This is a genomic window from Peribacillus sp. TH14 (assembly GCF_016651145.1).
Classification (GTDB): Bacteria; Bacillota; Bacilli; order Bacillales; family DSM-1321; genus Peribacillus; species Peribacillus butanolivorans.
Window position 1 is genome coordinate 2,289,989 of record NZ_JAEKEK010000001.1, and the last position, 25,612, is coordinate 2,315,600.

The window sequence follows — 25,612 nt, forward strand, 5'->3', positions numbered from 1 at the left end:
ATGGCAACTACGCCTCTGCCTTTAGGGTAGAGGCGGGTTTTCGTTATGTGTGAAAAAATTAAAGTCATAGGAGGAACAAATATGTTAGATATTACGCAAATAAAGGAAATCATTCCGCATCGTTATCCATTTTTATTAGTTGATCGGATTATTGAAATAGAAGAAGGAAAAAGAGCTGTAGGACTGAAAAATGTTACAGCTAATGAAGAATTCTTTAATGGGCATTTCCCTGATTATCCTGTTATGCCTGGAGTATTAATTGTAGAGGCATTAGCACAAGTTGGCGCTGTAGCAGTTTTGAAACAAGATGAATATAAAGGACGGCTTGCGTTTTTTGCTGGAATTGATAATTGTCGATTTAAAAAGCAGGTAAAACCAGGTGACCAACTACGCCTTGAAGTTGAAATAGTGCGTATGAGGGGATCATTGGGTAAAGGGAAAGCGGTGGCAACGGTAGATGGCGAGGTTGCATGTGAAACAGAGATTATGTTTGCCTTCGGAGACAAATAAAAATATACTTGTTCAAGATAAAGTTGGATTAATATAACTTTTTTTATAAAAATGGTTTTAAAAAGTCTTTATAGGTGTATATATAAGAAGCAAATGCGTTGAATTCTTTAATTACAATTTCTTTTTATTCTCCCTTTGAATGTCGGACATATATGTCCGGCATTTTTTAATGCGAATCATTCGTTATAAATATGAGTTCAGCGGATCTTCTTTGCTATTTTAAAATAGGACGCAAGTTATTTTCACATTCGGGCAAAATAAGTAATGATTAAAAGATAGAAGGGAGGTTGCCAAAAATGATGATGAAAAGAATTTTTGCACTAATTGCGGGATCTTTATTATCTGTGATGTTCCTTGCTGGGTGTGGAACAAATAATAATGATAACAATCCCGCTCCAGAAGATAATAACATAATTAATGATGATAACAATGGCGTTGATGATAACAATGTGAATGATGATAACAATGTGAATGATAATGATAACGATGCAAATGATCTGGATAAAGATGATGATGGAATGATTGAAAACGACGATAATACCAAAGATAACGACGTCGATGACGATAACAAGTAAAGTAATTAGAAATTGATTAAAAAGACTGACCTAGTTAAGAAGAGGATTATTATCCTTTTTCGTCTAGGTCAGTCTTTTTTTGTGTGTATTTGGTTTGAGGGGAAATAGGAATAAAGGGAAGGGTACCTTATTTATTCGTGGCTAGTTTAGGCTTAGAGCGGATTTTTTGCTTGAATTCATTTATTAATTCATCGCCGACTAGACCTTTCTGGACCAAATCTTCAAGAAGAAGTTCTGCATATTTGCTGCGTGTTTTTTGGATGTGTCCAACAAATAATAGGCTATAATGGTTGCCAACTTTTCTTATGGTACGTAGGACAGTGCTAAATAAAGCTGGTTCATTGTCCTTTTTTGTAATAACGGCTTGGATAAACACCTCTCCGTCTATATTGGGAAGTGAGGATTCAAGCTCTCTGAAGTGGCTTTCTTCTACAAAGGCTTCGAGTAACCAGGTTCTAGCATCATTTTCTTTATTAATTATAAGACCGTCTGTTAATACAATATCAATTAAGTGTAATTCCTCAGTAACAATTTGCAACGAAATTAATTTAAACGATTTCATCTAATTCCTCCGTTTCTTGCCTGTATGAAGAAGGGTGGAAAATACCCCTCTTAAACCTAGATTTCCGATATATGATTGGTTTCGTGAAAGTTTAAACCTGTTAATCCTTTTAAAGGTAATTATATCATACTAAAAAACCGTACCTAAATGAAATGAAAACCCAACAATTGTCTAAATTATGAACGATACAATAAAAATTTGCAAAAAATTTAAATTTGTACTCTTTTTGTTTTTTACTTACTTTCCATTGCAAAAATTGAATTTTAGGTAAATACAAACCAGGTTTTTATGAAGAAAATAGGTGGATACAGATTATTTTCTCGATTTTCCATTTGATGAAAGATTCATTATGATAAAAGCATATTAAAGAGAAAGGAGTGAAAAGATGATCAACCAAATTACCCTTGTAGGGAGACTGACGAAGGACCCCGAATTAAGATACACACCGGATGGCAAGGCAGTTTCCAATATTACGTTAGCGGTTAACCGTAACTTTCGTAATACAGTAGGAGATTATGAGGCGGACTTTGTACAGTGTATCATATGGAAAAAGACAGCTGAAAACACCGCTCAGTATTGCAAAAAAGGGGCCTTAATTGGCATTACCGGCAGAATTCAAACGAGGAGATACGAAAACCAAGAAGGTAAAAAAGTGTATGTCACCGAAGTTGTCGCCGAGAAGGTTCAATTCATAGGATCTAAACAAAATGATGTTAAGCCAAAGGATTTTGAGCATATTGGTTTATAGTCTAACGTGAATTTCTGTTCTTGAACCAGGCGTCTTTTTCATCAACATAAAACAATTTCGTAAAGTATTACTTCATATAAGACTCGTTTACTCCCCTTATTTCCCCAAAGCCGATGTGGCTTTTCCCCCGTAAGTATCTCCGATTACCCCTAAATTGAATCAAGGTACTTGATTCCCTCCTTTTGAATGACTGCAAAATCGCAGTCATTTTTTTTATGTAATAAATATGTACAACAAAGTGGTAAATGTAAAATAAAATTATTATTCTAAAAAATTAGAATTTTAAGAAAATATATTGTAAATTTTCAATTTAGATGCAATAATAAATCAAATAATATTAAATTGGTAAAATAGTTATATATAGGAAGTGATGTAATGAAAGGACCAATTATTGAAGTGAACGGACTACGAACGAGTTTTCGCACAGACGATGGGGAAATTCCAGTCGTAAATTCCATTGATTTTCACATCAATCCAGGTGAGGTGCTGGGGATTGTTGGGGAATCAGGCTGCGGGAAAAGTGTAACTTCTTTGTCCATCATGGGACTAGTTCCCTCTCCGGCTGGTAAGGTAGAAGGAGAGATTCTTTTTAAAGGGGTTAACATCGCCAATGCCTCTGAAGCGAAAATGCGAAAGATTCGTGGAAATGAAATTGCCATGATTTTTCAGGAACCAATGACAAGCTTGAATCCAGTTTTTACAATTGGAGAGCAATTGGTGGAGACTCTTCGGATACATAGAAAATGGAATAAAAAGCAGGCCCGTCAAAGAGCCGTGGAAATGTTAAAGCTGGTTGGACTTGGACGTGCTGAGGAACTTATCAATGAATATCCCCATCAGCTTTCAGGTGGGATGAGACAGAGGGTCATGATTGCAATGGCAATGATCTGTGAGCCGAAACTTCTCATAGCAGATGAACCGACAACCGCTTTGGATGTGACGATTCAAGCACAAATTTTAGAGTTAATGAAGAACTTAAATAAAGAGACAGATACAGCAATCATGATGATTACTCACGACCTTGGCGTTGTGGCGCAAATGTGTGAGCGTGTCATTGTAATGTATGCCGGCAAGGTAATAGAGGAAGGACAAGTGCAAACGATTTTTCGAAATCCGAAACATCCATATACGGTAGGTTTACTACAATCGATTCCCGATATGCGTCTAAAAAAAGAGCGGCTTTACTCGATTCCAGGTAATGTTCCAAGGCCAGGAACAAGCAACCTGGGCTGCCAGTTTGCCCCTCGTTGCTCTCATGCTATGGAGAAATGTCTAAGTGAGACCCCGTCACTTCTGGAATTCGATAATGGCCAGCAAGTACGCTGCTGGATGTATGAAGATGGGAAAGGAGCAGCATTGCATGACTCAACCATTAGTTAAGGTAGAAAACTTGAAGAAGCATTTTCCAATCAAAGGAGGTATTCTCGGGAAGACGGTGGGGGAGGTAAAGGCCGTTGATGGTTTGTCATTCTCCATTTATAAAGGAGAAACCTTAGGTCTTGTTGGTGAAAGCGGTTGCGGAAAGTCAACAACAGGTAGGTTACTGCTTCGATTGCTTGAGCCAAGTGAAGGGAATGTTTATTTTGAGGGAAAAGACCTAACGACTTTAACTTCCCGTGAAATGAGAAAGATGCGTCGAGAAATGCAAATGGTTTTTCAGGACCCATTCGCGTCCCTTAATCCCAGGCATACTGTTGAAAAGATATTGGAAGAGCCCCTTATCGTTCATGGTTTAAAAGATAAAAAGGAACGCCGACACCGGGTGCAGGAGCTCCTAAAGGTTGTTGGTTTAAGCAGTTACCATGCCAAAAGGTACCCGCATCAATTCAGTGGTGGTCAGCGGCAACGCATTGGCATTGCTAGGGCACTTGCAGTTAACCCTAAGCTGATTATCGCTGATGAGCCCGTATCTGCACTGGATGTGTCGATTCAAGCTCAGGTGTTGAATCTTTTGCAAGATTTGCAGAAGGATTTTGATCTGACTTACTTATTCATTGCCCACGATCTTGGCGTAGTAAGGCATATCTCTGACCGCGTCGGTGTCATGTATCTTGGTCATATCGTTGAATTGACGGGAAGCGAAGAACTCTACGAAGACCCCCTTCATCCATATACGCAGGCTTTATTATCTGCTGTGCCGATTCCAGATGTGGAATATAAGGGAGATAGAGTAATCCTGCAGGGCGATGTTCCAAGCCCATCTAACCCGCCAAGCGGATGTCCCTTCCATACGAGATGCCCGCAGGCCATGGCGGAGTGCAAATCAGTAAAACCCGTCTTGCATGAGCATAAACCCGGTCACTACGTTGCTTGTCATTTATACAATTGACACGACGTACACATAAATTCTTAAAAAAATAAAGGGGGAAGAATATGAAGAAGACATGGGCTTTATTGTTAACTACTATCCTGGCGCTTTCACTTGCACTTGCAGGATGTTCCTCATCTACAACAAAAGAGAAAGATGAAGAGAAAGGGGGATCAAGTGAAGCAAAAGGAGGCGTATTAATTTATGGTAAAGGCGGCGATGCAGTTTCACTTGATCCCGCTATAGTAACGGATGGTGAATCATTTATCGTCACACAGCAGGTTTTTGAAACCCTTGTAAAATACGGAGAAGATAATACGGAAATAAAGCCAGGTCTTGCAGAATCATGGGATGTTTCCGATGACGCAAAGACATATACATTCAAATTGAAAACAGGCATTAAGTTCCATGATGGCTCGGATTTCAATGCGGAAGCAGTTGTTAAAAACTTTCAGCGCTGGGCACAAAGTAAGGATGAAGCTAAATTTGCATACTATGCCTCTATGTTTGGCGGCTTTGAAGGTGATGAAGGCCATGTTATCAAAGAGGTAAAAGCTATTGATGATAATACAGTGGAATTCACTTTAAATCGTCCGCAGGCACCATTCTTGAAAAATATTGCTATGCCTACATTTGCAATAGCAAGTCCAACTGGATTTGAAAAAGATGCAGACAATTTCGGTAAGAATCCTTCTGGAACAGGTCCATTCAAATTTAAATCATGGAAACCAGGCGATACGATTGAAGTGGTGAAAAATGATGACTATTGGCAAGATGGACTGCCAAAGCTTGATGGAATCACGTTTAAAGTCATTAAAGATAACTCTGCTCGATTAAATGCTGTAATCAAAGGTGAAGTTGATCTAATGGACGGGTTAAACCCAAGTGATATTAGCAAAGTAACAGGGGATGACAAACTACAAATATTCGAAAGGCCATCCATGAATGTCGGCTACTTTGCATTCAATGTTGAAAAAGCACCATTCGACAAAAAGGAAGTACGCCAAGCCATCTCACACCTAATTAACAAAAAAGAAATCATTGATAACTTTTACGAAGGCACAGCTGAGCCTGCTAAGAATCCAATGCCGCCATCTGTTTCTGGATACAATGACAACATTGAAGACTATGACTACGATGTAGAAAAAGCGAAGGAATTACTTAAAAAGGCTGGACTTGAAGATGGGTTCAAAATGGATCTTTGGGCAATGCCGGTACCACGTCCATATATGCCGGATGGTCAAAAAGTAGCTGAAGCCATTCAAGCAAGCTTAAAACAAGTAGGTATCGAAGCAAATATCGTTTCGTATGAATGGGCTGCATATTTAGAGAAAGTGCAGGCAGGAGAAGCTGAATCCTTCATGCTAGGCTGGACAGGCGATAATGGAGATGCAGATAACTTCCTTTACACCTTATTGGATAAAGATAATATCGGATCAAATAACTATGCTCGCTATGCAAACAAAGAGGTTCATGAACTATTGATTGAAGCTCAATCTACTGCAGAAGAAGCTAAACGTAATGAGTTATATGGAAAAGCGCAGGAAATCATTCATGAAGAAGCGCCATGGGTTCCACTTGTACACTCTTTACCACAACTTGCTGGAACTAAGACAATAAAAGGATTTGTTCCGCATCCAACCGGTTCTCAATCTCTAGTTAACGTGTCTATAGAGAATTAACCGTACGAATCGGGGAGTATGGATTTATGCATGCTGCCCGGTTTTGTTATGGAATGCATTTCAAAATAATCGAGGGTGAATGTAAAGGACCCTATTGTAAAAAGGCGGGTGATTGTTTTGTTTTCCTATACCGTACGGCGTTTAGGATCCCTCATTCCAGTATTACTTGGAATGGCGTTTATTGTATTTATGATGATTCGTGCGATTCCAGGAAATCCTGCACAAGTAATTTTAGGACAGCAAGCAACAAAAGAGGCAGTTGCAGCAATGACAAAGGAACTCGGTTTGGATAAACCTTGGTTTATTCAATTTTGGGATTATCTATTAGGTCTGTTCACAGGCGATCTTGGTGTTTCCTTAAAAACAAAGAGTCCGGTATCTGAAGAAATTGGGCCTTATCTAATGGCGACGATTGAGTTAGCCTTGATTGCCATGCTTATAGCTGTAGTCATTGGTGTAAATGCCGGTATTATTTCGGCATGGTTCCAAAACTCATGGTTTGATTATGCAGCAATGGTCATTGCGTTGATTGGTTTGTCTATGCCGATATTCTGGCTTGGTCTAATGGAACAATATATCATTTCGATTCAATGGGATTTACTTCCTACGACAGGACGTGACAATATCAGAGATCCTGTTGAGGCAATAACGGGTCTGTATTTATTAGACACCCTCATTTCTGGAAGAGTTGACCAATTTAGCGAAGTGGTTAAGCATTTAATTTTACCGGGACTCGCGCTTGCTACCATTCCGATGGCGATTATTGCAAGGATGACACGCTCGTCCATGCTAGAGGTAATGAGATCGGATTTCATTCGTACGGCTCGTGCCAAGGGAATGAGAATGTTTTGGGTTGTTTATAAGCACTCCTTGAAGAATGCTTTAATTCCAGTGGTTACGGTTATCGGCCTACAGACAGGGTTGCTTTTAGGAGGGGCTATTTTAACGGAAAATATATTTGGTTGGCCAGGTATCGGTACATACATTTATGATGCAATTCTTTCCCGGGATTATCCGGTCATTCAGTCCGGAATCCTCATCATCGCCTTTTTGTTTGTCATGATTAACCTAGTTGTGGATTTGTTGTATGCAGCGATTGATCCTAGGATTAAGTATAAATAGGGAGGGAAACTCATGCCTGAAATAGCAACGAATACATCGCCAATCCTTCATCCCCAAGAGACAGAGGAAAAAGTCATCTCTCCCTGGAAGGAAGGGTGGAAAAGCTTTAAGAAAAACAAGATAGCCCTTGTCGGTCTTGGCATTGTTTTATTTTTTGTCTTAATCGCTATTTTCGCACCGATTATTGCACCTTATTCATTTGAGGGGCAGAAGCTTAGTGATAAACATCTGTCTCCATCTTCAGAACATTGGTTTGGAACGGATGAATTCGGCCGTGATATTTTGAGTAGGGTTATCTATGGCTCGCGCATATCAATAGGAATTGGTTTTTTATCTGTGGCCGGGTCTGTCGTAGTCGGGTCTTTTCTAGGAATTATCGCCGGGTATTACGGAAAGTGGATAGATACAATCATATCGAGAGTTTTTGACATTATTCTAGCGTTTCCAAGTATATTGCTTGCCATTGCCGTAGTAGCCGTATTGGGGCCTTCACTTCGCAATGCACTTATTGCCATTGCCATCGTCAATGTTCCGATATTCGGCAGGCTTTTACGTTCGAGGGTTTTAACAGTGAAAGAAGAGGAATATGTAACAGCTGCCAAGGCAATAGGAATGGGGGATGGCCGGATTCTACTTCATCACGTACTCCCGAACAGCCTTGCACCGATTATTGTTCAAGGTACTTTGGCGATTGCCACTGCCATTATTGAGTGTGCAGCACTCGGGTTCCTTGGTCTCGGTGCACAACCGCCGGCACCAGAGTGGGGAAAAATGCTTGCCGATTCGAGGTCATTTATCATTCAGGCACCATGGACGGTGCTGTTTCCTGGTCTTGCGATTATGCTAACTGTCCTCGGCTTTAACCTAATGGGTGATGGACTGCGAGATGCATTGGATCCGAGAATGAAAAACTAAATGTTAAAAGATGGTGATTCTTTTACAATCACCATCTTTTTTGTTTCTCTTACAAATCTATTAAAATATGAAAAATAATAACAAAATCCTAGTTAGAAATAGGAAAATAGTGACTATTATCTCTTAAAATCACCCCAAAGGTTGTGATACTTTTATACTTAGTAAGAAAATTCCAAAAATTGATTATTTTAGAGGAGGAAAAGTTCATTGATTAAACGTAGCTTGTCCATTCTAGCAATCTTTCTATTAGTATTTACGGCAACCGTTTCCGCAGCCAAGCTCCCTGATCCTTCGAACGGTTCGAGCGTTGGAAAGAAGAATCAGGAAAGTATTTTAAAGTTAAAGAAAAACGAAACGGAAAAGAAATACAAAAGTAACGAGAAGGTCAGGGTCATCGTAGAGATGAAGGAAGCCCCGGCAATAGAAATAGCTTCGAAGGAAGGGAAACTTTTTAAAGAGCTATCTAAAAATAAGAGGCAACAATTAAAGTCCGAAAAGTTGGCCAACCAGAAAAAAGTGAAAAATAAAGTGAAAGAGAAAAAAATAGCATTCAAGGAACTAGAAAGCTTTACGACAGTGGTAAATGGTTTCAGTGCAGAGCTTCAATATGGCGAAATTAAAAAAGTCGAAGCCATGCCTGAAGTTGCTGAAGTACATATAGCGAATGAATATGAACGTCCTGTTGAAAAGCCGGAGATGATTTATAGTAAAGAACTTGTCCAGGCTCAGGAAGCTTGGCGGGAGTATGGTTATAAAGGGGAAGGAATGGTCGTCGGTATTATAGATACTGGAATCGACCCATCTCACCGTGATATGGTTCTAAGCGATGAAAATAAAGCAGAACTGACTGAAAGTGAAATTAGTGGAATAAAGGATTCTAGCCATCTATTAGGTAACTATTATACTGCGAAGGTACCTTATGGATACAATTACATGGACGAAAATGAAGAAATCCTTGATCTTGGTGAAGAGGCTTCGATGCATGGAATGCATGTAGCCGGAACCGCAGGAGCCAATGGGGATGAAGAGAATGGCGGCATTAAAGGGGTCGCTCCTGAAGCCCAGTTGCTTGCTTTAAAGGTATTCGGGAATGATCCTGCTATGCAGACAACATGGGGCGATATTTATATTAAGGCAATTGATGATGCAATTATTCTTGGGGCAGATGTGCTGAACATGAGCCTAGGATCTACTGCAGGTTTTGTATCAGCTGAAGATCCTGAGCAGCAGGCGGTTTCGAGAGCTGTGAATAATGGGATACTCATGTCGATTTCAGCAGGGAACTCGGCTCATTTTGGTAATGGGTTTGCAAACCCAACGGCCTCAAACCCGGATATCGGCGTTTCAGGTTCACCTGGACTTGCTCATGATTCGGTACAAGTAGCATCCGTCGAGAATAACTTCATGGATTTAGATGCGGCTACTTATGATATTAAAGGGCAGGAAGGGAAAGCACCGTTCATGTCGGCTTCAAGCGTACATCCCAATGCTCTAAAGGATAAAACATATGACTTGGTTGTTGCAGGTCTTGGGACGCCAGGGGAGCTTTCGAAAGTGGATGTGAAAGGCAAGTTTGCCCTTATTGAGCGCGGGACGCTTTCTTTTATTGAAAAAGCCCAAAATGCTCAGGCAGCAGGAGCGGCAGGAGTCATTATTTTTAACAATGCTGATGGGTATATTTCTATGGCTACAGATCCAAGCATAACGATTCCGCAGTTGTTTATGTTGAAATCGGATGGAATAAAGTTGAAAACAGCCATAACTGAAGGGGAAAAGGTGAAGGTTACCTTTAATGGTGATAAAACAAAAGCTGTAAATCCCGAAGCAGGGAAAATGAGCTCATTCAGTTCATGGGGTGTCGCACCGAATCTGGATTTCAAACCAGAAATCACAGCTCCAGGTGGACAAATTTACTCGACGTTGAACAATGATGAATATGGCATGATGAGTGGTACCTCGATGGCGGCACCGCATGTATCCGGGGGTTCTGCACTGGTTCTTGAAAGAGTGGATAAAGAATTTAAACTAAATGGATTTGCGCGGGCGAATTTGGCTAAGAACCTGATGATGAATACTTCAAAGCCATTAACGGATCAAGGTGTCGTCAATAATGCTCTTGGTTGGAAAAATCCTTACTCGCCTCGGAGGCAAGGAGCAGGAGTCATGCAGCTACAATCTGCTTTGTCCACACCAGCTGTCGTGACGGAGGCATTTACGAAAGAAGCGAAGGTTGCTATGAAGGAAATCGGCAATAAGTTCGCCTTTACTTTGAAGGTTGAAAACTTCAGTAACAAAGCAGTCAAATATGATGTAAAAGGAAATATCCAAACAGACTATGCTATCCAGGGTCAACTGGGTTATTCCGCTAACCAATTAGAGGCACAGGAAATTCAGAACGCTTCGATTAAAATCAATAATAAAAATACAAACAAGATTACCGTACCTGCAAAAAAATCGGTTACATTTGAAGTGAAAGTGGACATATCCAATGCAAAAGTACTTGGCGATGATCTTCAGACTCTTGTAGACATTGACAAGGTCTTCCCAAATGGATATTTTGTTGAAGGGTTCGTGACACTGAAGGATCCAACTGACACTAAACCAGAACTCCATGTTCCGTATGTAGGTTTTAAAGGAGAATGGGACAAGGCTCCGATCCTAGATGGAACTAAGTATGATAAAGAGTCGTTCTATGGCATGGCAGGAGGAGTTTCGACAGCAGATAAAGATTTCACATATCTTGGGTACGACCCTGCAGGAAAAACATTTAATAGTAAATATATTGCGATTTCCCCGAATGGTGATGGAGCACAGGATGACTTCGTGCCGATCCTATCATTCTTAAGGAATGCGAAAAAGGTAGAATTCAATATATTGAATGGTGCAAACAAATCAGTTCGGAAACTTCGAACAGAGAATAATGTGCGTAAGGACTATTATGATGGCGGAAAAGGGTCCTATTACTCTCTTGATCCTGCCCGTAAATGGGATGGTAAAATTAATAATGCACTCGCTAAAGATGGAGTCTATTATTTTGAAATCAAAGCGATGATAGATTACGAGGGTGCAAAATGGCAGACGTATAAAATGCCTATCAAAGTAGATACCTTAGAACCGACAGTTAAGATTTCGAAAATAGGTAAGGTATTAACCATCCAGGGTAAGGATAATTTAAATGGTTCAGGACTTGCCTATTACGATGTACAAATCGATGGTGAATCTATCCTTAAAGAGCCCCTTGCAGCGAATACGAAAAAATTCACTCTACCTGATGTAAGAGGGGAAAAGGTACAGGTCGTGGCAATAGACTTCGCTGGTAATGAAAAAGCAGCTGAAACCGAATTGGCCACTGATTCAGCTCCAATCGATAATAATGCACCAGCTGTTAAGATCAAAAGTCCTGAAGCCTTAAGCGTGAACAATAAAAATAAAATCAAAATAACAGGTGAAATTGAAGAAGCGTCGGAAATAAAGGAATTTACAATCGACAATAAAAAGGTCCCTGTAACGTATAACAAAACGAAGAATAAGTATGAATTCTCTATTGAAAAGAAATTTGGGGATGGCGTCCAAAGCTTTACTGTTAAAGCAACAGACAAATGGGATAACACGGTTTCCTTTAAGCGGACGATTATGGTTGATACAACAAAACCAGGTTTAAAGGTTAAAGGTGTGCCAGCAACTGTGGGAGTCAAAGGGTCAAATCCAAAAGTGGACGTGACAGTAGAGGATAATTTCGATGAGATCCGCCTTTATTTGAACGGAAGCGAAGTATTCTATAACGAATTCAAGGAACCATACAAAATGCGTTCCTATAAGAAGAAGATAGAGGATTTGGAACTACCGCTTAAACCAGGCAACAATAAGTTTGAATTTAAGGTAACCGATCTTGCCGGAAATGAATCGAAGAAAGTATTTAACATTCAAAAAGCCAAAAAATAAACGTAAGGCAGCCCTCTTATCCAAGGGGGCTGTTTTTTCGTATTTCAGACCTATGATAAAAATTTCTGTGGAATTTTCAAAAGGTGAAGTTTGAGCAGCTTTTCTTCCAACTGCCATTTTAGAAATATATGTTTTGCAAATATGTAGAACATGTATTTTTGTTCGTAATTCATAATAAATCTTCACATATTTCTTCGACAAGCTTTCAGTAGCTTTATGGTATTTTCACCATGCTAATATCGAAATCAATGAGATAAAAAAATTATTTTCGGGTTCTGGCAGGAATATAATAGAAGATAAAGGAATTAGGTATAAAGAACCAATCTAAATAGGAGGGTATCTATGAATTATAAAAGGGGTTTGAACAAAAAGGTATATAGTCGCGGAATTACCATTAAATTTGAAAAAAGAGCAAGTGACCAGTTATCAATTACAAAACCGAGTTTCTTTGATGCACTTCAACATGTTAATTCTCCATTTGAAAAAGTACCCCGCACAGATTTAGCCTATCAAGATTATCCGCTTTGTCAGGAGGTTACCCTTTCGCTATTTGAAAAGGGTATTGCTAAAACATCAATCAAATATGACCCTCATCAAGAAAAAATCACCATTGAGGAAATTTCAGAGGATTATCAGCTGAATAAGGGAGAGGCGCTTACTACAATTCTAGAGCATATAATGATCAATCATGGAAATTACCATTCTTTTTTCATAGTCAGGCCGAAAGAGTGGGCCGCAAAAAGGAAAGCCACTACTCCATGATATCCTCTTCTTTAGAGTTCTTAGTAAGCAGTGAAAGGTTAGTGACTTTCGAAAAGTAATTCGATAAGATTCCTTACCACTGCCTGTTGATTGTTCAGTCAATAAGAATGGGGCTGCAGGCAGCTCCCATTTATGTCTCAACATGATGAGTCGGCTTTCTGAATCCTTCAAGAATTTAAATCAACCGCCGAATGATCTTTGAGAGGGTTTGAATACCATAAGCTAATTGTTCCTCCGAGGCGTAAGAATATGAAAGCCGTAGATGTGTATTGTTATTTGGTTCATATATGTACCCCGGATTAAGGAGTATGTTCTCCTTTATCGCTTGCTTGAAAAGGTTTGGATTCACAATTGGTTTACATAATTTTAACCATATATAAAATCCGCCTTGAGGTATTTGCCATTCAGCCAGTTCCTTAAAATATTGATTGAGAAGAGTTAATGTAAAATCTCTACGTACTATCAACTCATGCCTTAGCCACTCTAAATGCTTTGAATATTGATCACTTGCTAACCATTCTGCCACAAGGTGTTGGGAAAGAGCACTGGACCCGTAATCCATTTGCATTTTAATATCTGCTAAACGTTCAATCACAGTTATTGGACCAGCAATCCATCCGATGCGCAATCCGGGGCTTAATGTTTTGGACATACTGCCAATGTGCAATACAAGGCCATCTGTATCAAGGGATTTTATAGGTAGCGGCGGTTCCTTTTCAAACCACAAGTCACTATATACGTCATCTTCAATAATCGGAATCTGCTCTTTTTTACATATGGATAAGAGGTTTAGTCTTTCCTCTTTTGTCCATGTAGTATTGGTTGGATTGTTAAACGTTGGAACAGTATAAAACAGTGACGCTTTCTTCCTTCCATTGATGCGCTTTATTTGTGTGGGAATACTTTCTCGGCCTTGTTTTGATAAGCCTACTAAGTGCATGCCCGCAGATTGAAAAGGATGAACAGAATTTAAATAGGAAGGGGATTCATGTAAAACCATTGATCCCTTTTGAAGTAAACCAACTGAAATCAATTGTAGTGCTTGAAGCCCACCAGAAACGATCATGAGGGAGCTGGGGCTTGCGTTGACCCCTTTTGTTTCTAAATAAACACTTATACATTGGCGAAGCCTTTTATCACCCTTGGGTTCAGAATAACCTAATGAGTGGGCATCAAAAGAAGTGGATTGCAACGTCTTTTCGATTTTTTTTGTAGGCAATAGAGATGGAGAAAGTTCCCCCGTGCCTAACCTGATGATGGCAGTGTCTGTTTCATACTGATTAATGTCCTGAATCGTTTTTAAATTAGGTTCATGAAGGCCATTCCGGACATAGTTTTTCCAGTCGGGCTGTTTGCTGGAGACGAGCACATTCCATGTGTTATTCGAAACAAATGTGCCAGACCCAACCTTAGTTTCTAATAGTCCGTCTGCAATCAACTCATCTATAGCTGTAATGATGGTACTTCGGTTTACGCCAAAAGAATCGGCCAATGAGCGTTGTGATGGAAGCTTGGTAGCAACTGGCCATTCCCCTCGTGTAATTTGTTGTTTCATCCAATCTACTATTTGTTGGTGAAGAGATTGGTTGGACGGCCGGTTTGGTCTCCATTCGATAAACATACGAAAACCACTCCTTTCATGTTCTATATTCATTATAAATTGGTTGGATTGAAAACCAACCAAATGGATGGTCAATCCCTTTGTTTTTTTCATTATACTGAATATGAATGGAGGGAGGTATTCGTATGGGACCATTTTTTCATGGATTGTTATTGGCATTAGGGCTGATACTGCCATTAGGAGTGCAAAATATATTTATTTTTAATCAAGGAGCAACCCAACCTACCTTAAAAAAAGCATTGCCTGCAACGATCACAGCTGCCATTTGTGATACAGTACTTATTCTGTTAGCTATTTTAGGTGTTTCGTTGATTGTCATGCAATATGATTGGTTGCGTCTTACATTAATCATAATCGGAGTTATATTTTTATTGTATATGGGTTTTCAGATTTGGTTTGCCAAAGCGAACTCACGGTCAGATGCTCAAACTATGCAGATGTCCACCAAAAAGCAAATTGTATTTGCTTTATCCGTATCACTACTGAATCCACATGCAATCTTAGATACGATAGGTGTAATCGGTTCGAGTTCACTTGTTTATTCCGGAACGGATAAAACGATTTTCACGGCAACATGCATCGTGGTATCATGGTGCTGGTTCCATGGATTATGTCTTGCAGGACGATTGCTAAAAAAGGTTGATACGTCTGGCAAATTCCTTGGAATATTAAATAAAACATCTGCAATCATCATCTGGATTACGGCTCTCTATATGGTGAAATCGATGTTTTGAAACAGATAAATGGCATCTGAATTCGAACTAAACTAATCTGGAAAAGAAGTAGATTACCCAGTTGGATAATCTATATTTAAGGAGGAAATGCAATTTTCCCTTTCTTATTGCAGTTAAAACTATGCAAATTCATGTATTAGCCTTACAGGATAGTTTTGATCTGTTTTCATTATCTCCCTTTCCATTTCTGGTGATAACTCAAACCCTTTCTTTTTAAATGATATTCTTCTCCACTAGTGCCTCTGTGTTGTGAAAGAGAATTGTAAAAAAACCAATTAGCGTTCAAGCCAATCGAAGTACCAGGATTTATAAAGAGTCATGTCATCTATCATAGATCCAGATGGGTATCTCCCGTGTTGCAATCATTCCTTACGCTATTAGAAGAAAGGTTCTTTGATGAATGAACAGGGTCAAAGCAAGGATTGCTTTAAATAAACTGGATCGGAGAAGGTTATAGACTAGTTTGCTAGCTATGAAAGGTTTTTAAGAGTTAAAAATTGCAGTATTAATCGGCGCTTTTTGAATAAAAAAGGAGAATACATCTCGAATATGTATTCTCCCTTTTTTTATGTCTTAATAAGCTAACACCCTGCCCTCATTCATCTTCGTATCGTGAGAGGTTTTTTTTGAGTGTGAGTACATTATTGAAGTGCAACTAAGTCCTTTATTTCCTCTGTGGAAAGTTCAGTGATCCAGTTGTCACTACTGATAATTTCGTCGTTTAGTGCTTGCTTTTTATCAAGCATCTGGTCGATTTTTTCTTCCAGTGTCCCTGTGCATATTAACTTATGAACATGAACGAACCGCTGTTGTCCAATTCGATAGGCACGGTCTGTAGCTTGATTTTCAACAGCTGGATTCCACCAGCGATCATAGTGAATGACGTGGTTTGCTTCTGTTAAATTAAGTCCTGTGCCACCTGCTTTTAACGATAGAATGAAGATTGGAAAATCTCCATCCTGGAATCGAGTAATCATATCATCACGTTGCTTTTTGTTCGCACTCCCATTCAGGAAGGGAACTTCAAAGCCATACCGTTTTTCTAACAATTCCTTCATCATATTGCCCATCCCAATATATTGAGTGAAAATGAGGCAGCTTTCATCTTGTTCGCGGACAGCGTCGACAAGCTCAGTCAGTTTCTCAAGTTTGCCAGAGCGGTTAGGTGCCTTCAGGATGTTTTCTTTTTCCGTCTCTTTTAAATAAAGAGCAGGGTGATTGCAAAGTTGCTTTAGTTTATTAAGCATTTGCAGTATGATGCCTTTTCGTTCAAAGGCCGACAGCTGTTCGATATCAGTAAAGGTATCCTTGATTAGCTGTTCATACAGTGATGCTTGCTCGGTGGTAAGCGGAACGAATTCCTTTTGCTCTTGTTTATCCGGAAGATTCAGAGCGACTTCTTTATCACGTTTTGTCCGGCGAAGCAAGAATGGTTGAATCAAGCGCTGTAATTCCTTGATTTTACCCTTCTGTTCTTCACGTTCGATGGTCGCCACATATTTTTCCTGGAATTGACCAAGCGTTCCAAGATAGCCTTTGTTAATAAAGTCAAAGATTGCCCATAATTCGCTTAAACGGTTTTCCATTGGCGTACCCGTTAAGGCGATATGATGACTGCCATTAAGCTTGCGAACCGCCTTGGATTGCTTCGTTTGGGCATTCTTGATATTCTGTGCTTCATCAAGGATGACACTGCTCCAATGGATGGAAGACAGTTCAGCCACATCTTGGTGGGTCAGGCCATATGAAGTTAAAACGATATCATGGCCAGCTGCTTTTTTAGCAAAGGCTTCACCTTTAGCTCGATTAGATCCGTAATGAAGATGAACCTTAAGTGTGGGCGCGAATTTTTCTAATTCTTTTTGCCAGTTGCCAAGAACGGATGTCGGACAGACGATAAGGGCTGATTGAACTGAAACAAGTTCTGGAATGGAGGTAATTATTTCTACCTCATCGCTGCTCTCCGTGTTACTTTCTTCGTCGACAATGATCGGTTCACTCTTTTGTTCGTCCTTCGAGGCAATAGGGAGCTCCTTAAGGGCTCCTTCAGTGTCCTTCACATGAAGTAGGTAGGCAATCATCTGAACGGTTTTCCCGAGCCCCATATCGTCTGCAAGACAAGCTCCAAAACCATGCTCTCTTAAAAAAAGCAGCCAGCTCATGCCGAGTTTTTGATAGGGACGCAAATCGCCTTGAAGTGTCTTAGGAATGGGCAGGATGGAAATGTTTTTTGTTTCCTGCAGTCTTCCCACCATTTTACGAAGCTCCTGATTCAATTCAAATTGAATTCGGAGCATTTCGTCGTTTTCTGAATCATCATCGGCATCCTCTTCTGTGCTGTTCAATAACTCTTGCTGCAGCAAATCCGACAATTGAATTCCTTTTTCATTGGCTGTTTCCATCAGTTCCTGAATTTGCTTAATGAAAGCTGGGTCGAGTTTAACCCATTGGCCGCGAATATAAACGAGTCTGCGTTTTTCATTGACGAGCTCCTCGAACTCCGCCTCAGTGAGCTCTTTACCATTCAGGGAGAACCGCCAATCAAAGTCCATTAATGCTTTAAGGCCGACGTAAGAGGGGCCCCGATTCGATTGGCTTTTTACTTTCGCTTTCACCTTGAGAGTGGACTCTTTCAGGGCTAGCCACCAGGATGGAAGAAGAATTTCAACACCAAGAAACAGTAATTTTTCGCTAGCATCGGTCAAAAACTCCCATGCGTCGGTTTCCGAAAGCTCTCTTTTTAGACGCCCATTCTCTCCAAGCCAGGGCACGACGAGTTGCCAGCGTTTAGTAGCACGCACCACATCGCTTGCGTACTTATTCCAGCCACGTGGAAGTTTTTTTCCTGTATATGTTTCGATGATATTCTCATCTCTTTTGGAACGAAGGGTGACATCGAGTATCCAAGGTCCATCACCATCCGGGGGCTCAGTTAACCGAAGGCCTATAGTGAATGGTTTAGGATCATGCTGGGCGCCGAGCCACTCCTGCCAGCTGTCTTTGTCGAAAAAGGCCTGCAATTCTTCAGGAGAAAGTCGTGAATCCTTTAATGCTCCGACAGCTTCGCTCCATTTATGCTGCATCGGTGAGTAGTTTTTTAAATACATATTCGCGGCACCATTATACCACTTCTCGATAAAAGTTCGATTGGTTTCCATTTCATGTGTAGGAAGGTCCAAGGAGATTTCTTCTTCCCAAAAGGAAGGAACAAATTCCTCCTCTACTTCTTCCGGCAGCTTCCAGCCGATTGAATCCAACTGTAAATTAGTGAAATCCGGTACGGGAATCCCTGCTTCAATGGATTCATGGAGAACAGGTGCTGCAGACAGGCAAAGAGAGGAAATCTCGGACCATTCCCATTCAATGAAGGAGTTAAAGCTTTCCTTCGCAAAAAAATTGAGCAGACCCCAAGCGTCAAGAATGAAAACTGGATTTCCTTCTATCGTATCGGTCGTCATTTTAGTACCGTAAAAGCTGGCGTCATCCCAATTAAATAACAGTCTGCGAATATAATTCGTGTTGAGAAAGCTATTCTCTTCATTGACGACACCAAGGACGTAGGTTCCGTTTTCGAGAGCCGCTATTTTGATTTTTAATTTTCCTGGATTAAACATCGATTAGCTTACCCCTTTTTAGTTCTTCTTGGAAAGCGCGTAGCCGTTTCGTTGAATCGGCTACATATAGAATATAGCGTTCGAATACGTCTTCTTTTTTACTCTTTTTATAGATAGTGCGCATCTTTTTTAAATAGCGAACAGCTTGCTTATAGGCAGGACGGTTTTTCAAGGACACTTTTTCCTGAACCGCATGGTAATAGAGGGGCAGGATTAGTTCAGGTTCCTTAGAGACCACTTCTTTAATGGATTCACTGCTGATTAAATCAATGCTGATATCTGAGTAAATATGCATTTCCACCCATTTTTTATATTGTCCTTGTTCAAAAAGGAAATTTGCGTAGTTCCAATAGCTGTGTGGAAGGGTAGCTCGGTAAAATTTTTCAAGCAAATCGGTCCGCTTTAACTTATAGCAGCAGCTGCTAATCAAAGTCGTAAAGGTCCGAACGAAATCCACCCGCTGATAATAATCAGACAGATCCTCCAAAAACTCCTGTACATGAGCGATGATGAACTCAATGAAAGGAATGGCCCGTGAACGGTTGTCTGATTCAGACAGGAGAGTCAGCCAATAAAAGATATACGGACAGGCTTCCTTCTTCAATTCATGGAGAAGTTCGATCGCCTGATGATCCTGATTCTCTAACAGGGATAGGTGAATCGCTGCTAGAGAATAGGAGGTACGCTCAGTCGTACCTAAATACTGTTCTGGAAGTTCTCTCTTGACCCGTTCGAGTTCCTCTTTACGCCATGAGGACGTGGTGAACAAAAAGCTCCAAATCTCCCGATAGAGATCAATCTTTTCATATTCTAGGCCTTCCCCGCCATTCAGTAGCTTCGCTACATCTTCTTTGATGCTGAAAACGAAAGGATCAAAGGCGAAGGGACGTGCCTGTCGACTAAGCGGCTGTACCGTTTCATGCAGCTCTTCTGCAAGATCGACGGCCAGTGCATAAAAGACACGGATCGTTTGCGTCTGACTTTTATGCAACTGAATCATTCTCAGTGTCAGCTGCATTGTGCAAAATTGTGTAACAAAATGATAAAGTAGCTTCCATTCCCGTTCCATGGGGGCCTTGGAGCTGAGACGTTTAAAGTAGGTCTGTATATGGTTTTCAATCACATAAGTTGGTGCGCCTAAATGAGGCTCTACTTGTTCCGTGAAGGTAACGTTCACGAATTGCTTCCATGATGGATAGCTTTTATCTAAGATAATGGATTTCTCCTCTACTTGTTTAAGTAATTCACTTGCCCGCTTTACTTGCTGTAAAGCTTGGGCGGGTGTGGTATTCTTTGGTGCGTTCCATTCGCTTAGCCAATCGGAAACACTAGCGTATTCCGAATACGCAGAAAAGAAAACTGCCATTTGATGCCGGCAAATAAACCTGGAATCACATGTACAGCTTCCATCCTGAGGGAAGAGAAGATTCAACCTTGCCTTATAGCGAGTGACATCCTGCACCTCAGCAGTAATTGTATCCACCGCTTCCTCTTTAAGATCAACAAGCCCCTGACGGTATAATTGAAGCCCTTGATTTACCACATCCGAATCATCCGAATTCCCGGCATCCAAAAATCCTGCCAGTCGCTCCCCAACAAACAACAACTCCCGCTCCATACTCTCCTCCTTTAGGGGTCAGACCCCATTTCCCGAAATTATATTTTTGTATTATCATTGATCTATCAGTACTTTAACAACACCGGATAGGGGTCAGACCCTATTTCCCGGAATAGGAAAGGATGATGTTTTATGCCTCGAAAACCGAGGATATGGTACCTTGGTGCGATGTACCATATTACAAGCCGTGGCAATCGCCACAGTAACATTTTTTTAGACGACAAGGACCGACTTCGTTATCTGCATCATTTAGAGGAAACGAAAGAAAAATATTTCTTCGAGCTTCATAGCTATTGCCTCATGACCAATCATGTTCATCTTCTCCTCGAAACGATGCAGCACCCCATCAGCGATATTATGCATTAGCTGAACTCCCGCTATGCTATCTCCTTCAATAGGCGTCATGACCACGATGGACACCTTTTCCAAGGCCGTTATCATTCCGTCTTAATCGAATCAATCGAACAATTCACTGCTACAAGCCGTTATATTCATTTAAACCCTGTAAAAGCCAATATCGTCAAAAACCCCGCTGAATATAAGTGGAGCAGCTATAAAGCCTTCCAAATAGGGAAACCAAACATGCACGTCAACCCCACACAAATCCTTCATTACTTTCAAACCCCACAAAATTACGAAGAATACGTAATGAGGGGGTCAGACCCTATTTCCCATCTGTAAAAAAGACCAGAAAACCTTTGAAAGTATAGGGTTTTCGAGCAATCGGATAGGGGTCAGACCCCATTTCCCGAGTGGTTTTTTGAAGCATCTCTTTATTATACTTCATTTTGGCTTGGAATTTGAAATGGAGGAATACAGGTTTTGGAATATGGACATGAGAGCTTGTGTATTTGCTTTGTGAATTCGTAAATGTGAAGAGCCATTCCCGTGTGGGGAATGGCCTTTTAATATAGTTTTAGTTTATTTTCATTTCATTCTTCCAACTATCCAGTCTTTTGTTGATAAACGTAGCAAATGTATGATTCTTTTGTAACGTGAAGAGAAATGCAGACTTTTCTAGATATTCTTTTGCTTCTTTATAGTTACCTACCAGTTCAAGGTTGTAGCCTAAATGGTAGTGTAAATCGGCTAAAGCATATAATTGATCATGTTCCAAGCACCATTTTATCGCATCGCGGCAGCATGTAATAGACTCTTCATATCGGACTAATCGTGTTAACACTCTACCAAAATTATAGGATAAACGTGTCTTTAGCGTCTTATCTGTTAGGATAGGAAGGGCTTTCAAATGATCAAGTGCCTTCTGAAGCAATGCAAACGCATTTTCGTATTGTTCTTCGGCAACGTACATCACTCCGAGACTACTTAAAATTTCGAGCTCTCGTTCCGAATAAATTTTATCCGTAGTATGAGTAATAGCAATGGCTTGTTTAATAAATTCAATAGCTTTATCTAGATCTTTATTTTTTTCGTATTCATAGATGCCTTTGTGCCAAAGAATCAGCTGATGATTCTTTTTGTTCTGAAGAAATAGTGGACTGTTTTCCTCAGTCTTCACAATTTGTTGCATTTCCTCATAATTTCGGGTTCTTCTGGCTATTTTTAGTTGATGGATCACTTCTTCTACGTAATCCAGTCTAGGGGTCATGCCAATATCAAAAAAATAATTCACATCCACTCCTAAGCGTTGAGAAATTAGATAGAGAGTGGACGCGTAGGGATAGACATCACCTTTTTCAATCTTGCTAATCTGTGCTTGTGTACAAATACCGGATGCTAACTCTTCCTGTGAAAGTCCGATTTGTTTGCGTAGTTCTTTTATTTTTTGTCCAACTGCAAAAAAATCCATTTTGATTCTCCTTAAAATATGCCTAGAGTTATATTTTGTTATGAAAAATCGGTAAAAGCTGTATGTACCTGTCCTTAACGGTTTAAATAGATTCTGTAGTCGATATATATGATTTTAAGAAGTGTGGTTAAATATAACTATAGAATTAATTTCTATTTTAACCAATATTTTTTTGTAAAAAAGGAGGATTGACCTATGAAAAAAAGTACTAAAGCATTAGTCGTATCTTTTCTTATCATCGCTGCTTTTGTAATTGTTCCAAACGAATTACCAGGCCTATACGCAGAACTTCCAGGCTTATATAAATAAGAATTGAACTTTAATTTTGCTCTTTCTAGCATCTTCATTCGAAGATGTTTTTTTTTGTTCTTTTGGAGATTATTCTTTTGCGCATATTCCTTTAGTTATAATTATCTACGAATTGGGAATAAAAGGTCCAATTGGTACGGGTAGAAGAAACGTAAGCGTAGTTTGGAACGCCTATTTCCTTTTATTAATTTTGTTATAGTATAAATAACAAAACGGAGAGAGGTGTAAGGTTAATGATTGATATTAATATGAAAGTTCAACCCTCTTTTTACGATGAAGAATGTGCCATTGTGTTTTCTTTTTATTTTGATAAGGCAACCAAAAAGATCGGTGAAGCTGTGGTATACACATGCAAAAAATCAAACGAAAAAGGATACAACCAAGATAATATAGATACAGATATACAGGAAAAAATCGCTTATATTAAAGAATTTTCTATAGTAGATGAATATCAGGCAACATCTATGAAGAAAATTCAACATTTTTTGGACGTAATCGGTATCAAAAAGTGCGTAAGGCACAACCATCTGGGAAATGAAATTGCATTTTAAACAGTAAAAACTCATGGCATTTGTGTGTCATGAGTTTTTACTGTTTAATTGAGATTTTTGAGCTTTCATTTTCACTTTTTTCATGAAGTCACTCATTCGTTTTCTATCACTTGGCTTTGAGGTATTTTTTTCAAATAATTTGAATTGATGTTTGTTGTTATTGGATTTCATGATGCCGCTCCTTTTCTGGGTTTTTACCCTTTTTCATTTCATCTAAAACGTGAATTTAACGGATAAGTAGGACCGTATATAAAAGATAGGGTCGGGAAAACTTAAATATTCCTATAGTTATATTTTTGTCTGAAAATCTCAGTATAATAGAATTTATTACCATCTAATAGGCTGTAATGCTTAAATAAGGTGTATTTTCGTGTTTTATTCTACTGAAAATAAATGCTAAAATGTTCCGAATATCGGATTTTCATTAGAAACATCAGTTTCTAGTACCCTAAAGTGAGGAGAGTTGAAAGACTCTCTTCGATGGCCCCCAGGCTCAGGCTTGGGGGATCTTTTTTTTGTTGGCGGATACTTTGTCCACTTTATTTTTACAATATGTTTCGTTTTGTTTTTGTATGCCTGGGTAGATATAAGAAACAAGATGATTTAAACCTGGGCCATCCCGGTTTAAGCGGAGGAATAGATGATGGATGTGATAAATAATAAAAATGATCTTACGAAGCGTTCCTTTCAGCAGTTCATCTTTCCATTCACACTTGGGGGAAATAAGATTGAAACTTTTGTGAAAAATTTGCTAGAGGACAATTTCGTATTTTTGAACTTGAAAGATATGAATCAGCAAGGTGGATTTTACGGAGACCACAAAGTTTTACACCGTAAATTAGAAAAATACTTTATGCCGTACATTGAGCCGATTTTGTTTCCAAGCAGTTCAAAGCAGAAGGAAGGATTGCGACGTTTTACAAAAAAACTGGATGTTGGGTGCACCTTCGAATCACCGTATTTAAATACCCCTTTTATTATTAACTCAATTGATATCTTTATATGCCCATTTCATATTGGCATGATGAATCTCCGTGTTACGTTGCCAGAGGGGCTTTCATACAATGATGTGCTCTATTTTGGCGACACGTTCCGAATCCTCGAGCCAATTGCCGATGACGAAGAGAAAACGAAAATCGGCTGTAGTAAAAATGAATATAAACAGGTGAAGGATTTTATCTTTAAAGAGTTACTTCCACCGCTGGAAGAGTATATGGACGAAGAACAAGCCGATCCGTCTTATTTCGGAAGCTTACCTTTTTTTATCGATGAAAGAATGTATGTAATTAGCTATATTGCACTCCCAGAGTATCGTAATATTTCTAAAAATGATTTGTACCGTGCCAGTGATCTGAATGGGTATGATAGTGATGGTGAACCCTATATCGGTGCAACAAATCCAGATTACATCGAACGGTATTATCAGGAAAGGGTGTATGACAGGTGGGCGAAGGAAACCTATTATGTAACAAGCGTGTATCATTTTGCCTGTGTCACGAAAGCGACAGGCAAGATGGAACAGCAACTTGCGAGCGAAATGTACGGTCAGCACTTTTATGCGGTGTTGCTTTACTTCTATTATAAAATAGTCCTTCTGAAATTGGCTCATGAACACTCCCGAATTGATGTGGAAAAAGACCAAACAAGTACAGAACAGCTAATCTTCATGATCACTGAGTTTTCCGCAAAATACTTATTTACCGAAGTCAACAGTACGGCCACTGGGAAAGAGCTATTTAAAATGACGGATGAAACCTTTAGGATTGCCCCGCTTTATAAAGAAGTAAAAGAAACACTTTCCTACCTCTATCAGAATCAGGATAAACTAGCTGGGAAAAGCAGTAATTATCTCTTGCAAATCCTCACGATTTACACCGTTATCTCCGGAATTTTCGGGATGAATCTATATATTGAAGATTGGAAAGGGAAATTAACATGGAAAGAGTATATGAATTACACCATATATGAATGGGTGGCCGTCTTTGTAACGACAACTGGTCTTGTTATTTCCAGTTTATTGGGCTTTTTCTTCCTGAAAAAATGGCTGCAAGAGAAAAGGAGTCGAAAAAAGAAAATGCTTTAATTTGTAGGAGTCCTGTACTTAGGTACAGGACTTTTGCTTTAGCATAAACACGGGAAATTAGTAAAATGAAGAAATTAGTCATACAAATTCCCCCATTTCTCTAATATTTTGATAAACTATATGTATACCATTCTAACTATTCAATA

At 39.6% G+C, this 25,612-nt stretch carries 19 protein-coding genes; 14 read left to right on the forward strand and 5 right to left on the reverse strand.

Features of this window, described 5'->3' with window-relative positions; all coding sequences use genetic code 11:
• Positions 1-81: 81 nt before the first annotated feature.
• Complete coding sequence (gene fabZ / locus JFU50_RS11155) at positions 82-510, forward strand: 3-hydroxyacyl-ACP dehydratase FabZ (protein ID WP_056524251.1); 429 nt, start codon at positions 82-84, stop codon at positions 508-510.
• A gap of 296 nt (positions 511-806) precedes the next feature.
• Positions 807-1,085 carry a hypothetical protein gene (locus JFU50_RS11160; protein WP_201222610.1) on the forward strand — a complete coding sequence of 93 codons (279 nt, stop codon included), beginning with the start codon at positions 807-809 and terminating at the stop codon, positions 1,083-1,085.
• A 127-nt stretch (positions 1,086-1,212) separates the two neighbouring features.
• Here the strand turns inward: JFU50_RS11160 and JFU50_RS11165 are convergent, their stop codons facing one another.
• Positions 1,213-1,647, reverse strand: a complete 435-nt coding sequence (locus tag JFU50_RS11165; RefSeq protein WP_201187445.1) for a YwpF family protein — start codon at positions 1,645-1,647, stop codon at positions 1,213-1,215.
• A 385-nt stretch (positions 1,648-2,032) separates the two neighbouring features.
• Here JFU50_RS11165 and ssb point away from each other — a divergent pair, with 385 nt between their 5' ends.
• The 8 genes from ssb (at position 2,033) to JFU50_RS11205 (ending at position 13,126) form a co-directional block, all read left to right on the forward strand.
• On the forward strand, positions 2,033-2,395 hold the full coding sequence (ssb, locus tag JFU50_RS11170; protein WP_053348513.1) for a single-stranded DNA-binding protein: 363 nt from the start codon (positions 2,033-2,035) through the stop codon (positions 2,393-2,395).
• A 375-nt stretch (positions 2,396-2,770) separates the two neighbouring features.
• Positions 2,771-3,775, forward strand: a complete 1,005-nt coding sequence (locus JFU50_RS11175; RefSeq protein ID WP_201187442.1) for an ABC transporter ATP-binding protein — start codon at positions 2,771-2,773, stop codon at positions 3,773-3,775.
• Positions 3,756-4,724 (forward strand): ABC transporter ATP-binding protein, encoded by a 969-nt coding sequence (locus tag JFU50_RS11180; RefSeq protein ID WP_201187441.1) that lies wholly within the window; start codon positions 3,756-3,758, stop codon positions 4,722-4,724. The genes JFU50_RS11175 and JFU50_RS11180 overlap by 20 nt, the downstream gene beginning before the upstream one ends.
• 44 nt (positions 4,725-4,768) lie before the next feature.
• Positions 4,769-6,385 carry an ABC transporter substrate-binding protein gene (locus JFU50_RS11185; protein WP_201222612.1) on the forward strand — a complete coding sequence of 539 codons (1,617 nt, stop codon included), beginning with the start codon at positions 4,769-4,771 and terminating at the stop codon, positions 6,383-6,385.
• A 117-nt stretch (positions 6,386-6,502) separates the two neighbouring features.
• Entirely contained in the window at positions 6,503-7,507 is a 1,005-nt protein-coding gene (locus tag JFU50_RS11190) for an ABC transporter permease (protein ID WP_201188136.1), read from the forward strand.
• Positions 7,508-7,519: 12 nt separating this feature from the next.
• Entirely contained in the window at positions 7,520-8,422 is a 903-nt protein-coding gene (locus JFU50_RS11195; protein ID WP_201187439.1) for an ABC transporter permease, read from the forward strand.
• Between the two features lie 207 nt (positions 8,423-8,629).
• Positions 8,630-12,364: a S8 family serine peptidase gene (locus tag JFU50_RS31410; RefSeq protein ID WP_274607085.1), complete on the forward strand. Its 3,735-nt coding sequence runs from the start codon at positions 8,630-8,632 to the stop codon at positions 12,362-12,364.
• A gap of 342 nt (positions 12,365-12,706) precedes the next feature.
• Positions 12,707-13,126, forward strand: coding sequence for a hypothetical protein (locus JFU50_RS11205; protein WP_057216029.1), 420 nt, complete (start codon positions 12,707-12,709; stop codon positions 13,124-13,126).
• A gap of 175 nt (positions 13,127-13,301) precedes the next feature.
• Here JFU50_RS11205 and JFU50_RS11210 read toward each other — a convergent pair whose 3' ends face one another.
• The gene (locus tag JFU50_RS11210; RefSeq protein WP_309558298.1) at positions 13,302-14,840 is read right to left on the reverse strand and encodes an aminotransferase-like domain-containing protein; all 1,539 of its coding nucleotides are present in this window, start codon (positions 14,838-14,840) and stop codon (positions 13,302-13,304) included.
• 32 nt (positions 14,841-14,872) lie between these two features.
• On the opposite strand from JFU50_RS11210, the gene JFU50_RS11215 reads away from it, so the two are divergent.
• Positions 14,873-15,481: a LysE/ArgO family amino acid transporter gene (locus JFU50_RS11215; RefSeq protein ID WP_201222614.1), complete on the forward strand. Its 609-nt coding sequence runs from the start codon at positions 14,873-14,875 to the stop codon at positions 15,479-15,481.
• Positions 15,482-16,122: 641 nt separating this feature from the next.
• On the opposite strand, the gene JFU50_RS30735 is transcribed toward JFU50_RS11215, so the two are convergent.
• Both JFU50_RS30735 and JFU50_RS11225 read right to left on the reverse strand, forming a co-directional pair.
• On the reverse strand, positions 16,123-19,095 hold the full coding sequence (locus tag JFU50_RS30735) for a DEAD/DEAH box helicase (protein ID WP_242485355.1): 2,973 nt from the start codon (positions 19,093-19,095) through the stop codon (positions 16,123-16,125).
• A complete protein-coding gene (locus JFU50_RS11225; RefSeq protein WP_056524292.1) occupies positions 19,088-20,713 on the reverse strand; it encodes a hypothetical protein in 1,626 nt (541 codons plus the stop codon). The genes JFU50_RS30735 and JFU50_RS11225 overlap by 8 nt, the downstream gene beginning before the upstream one ends.
• 168 nt (positions 20,714-20,881) lie before the next feature.
• Here JFU50_RS11225 and JFU50_RS30740 point away from each other — a divergent pair, with 168 nt between their 5' ends.
• Positions 20,882-21,079, forward strand: a complete 198-nt coding sequence (locus JFU50_RS30740; protein ID WP_242489125.1) for a transposase — start codon at positions 20,882-20,884, stop codon at positions 21,077-21,079.
• 550 nt (positions 21,080-21,629) lie between these two features.
• Here the strand turns inward: JFU50_RS30740 and JFU50_RS11235 are convergent.
• Positions 21,630-22,523, reverse strand: coding sequence for a helix-turn-helix domain-containing protein (locus JFU50_RS11235; RefSeq protein ID WP_053348525.1), 894 nt, complete (start codon positions 22,521-22,523; stop codon positions 21,630-21,632).
• Positions 22,524-23,065: 542 nt separating this feature from the next.
• Between JFU50_RS11235 and JFU50_RS11240 the strand changes: the two genes are divergently transcribed.
• Both JFU50_RS11240 and JFU50_RS11245 read left to right on the forward strand, forming a co-directional pair.
• Positions 23,066-23,383, forward strand: coding sequence for a hypothetical protein (locus JFU50_RS11240; RefSeq protein WP_053348526.1), 318 nt, complete (start codon positions 23,066-23,068; stop codon positions 23,381-23,383).
• Between the two features lie 643 nt (positions 23,384-24,026).
• Positions 24,027-25,466 (forward strand): hypothetical protein, encoded by a 1,440-nt coding sequence (locus JFU50_RS11245; protein ID WP_201222616.1) that lies wholly within the window; start codon positions 24,027-24,029, stop codon positions 25,464-25,466.
• Positions 25,467-25,612 lie beyond the last annotated feature (146 nt).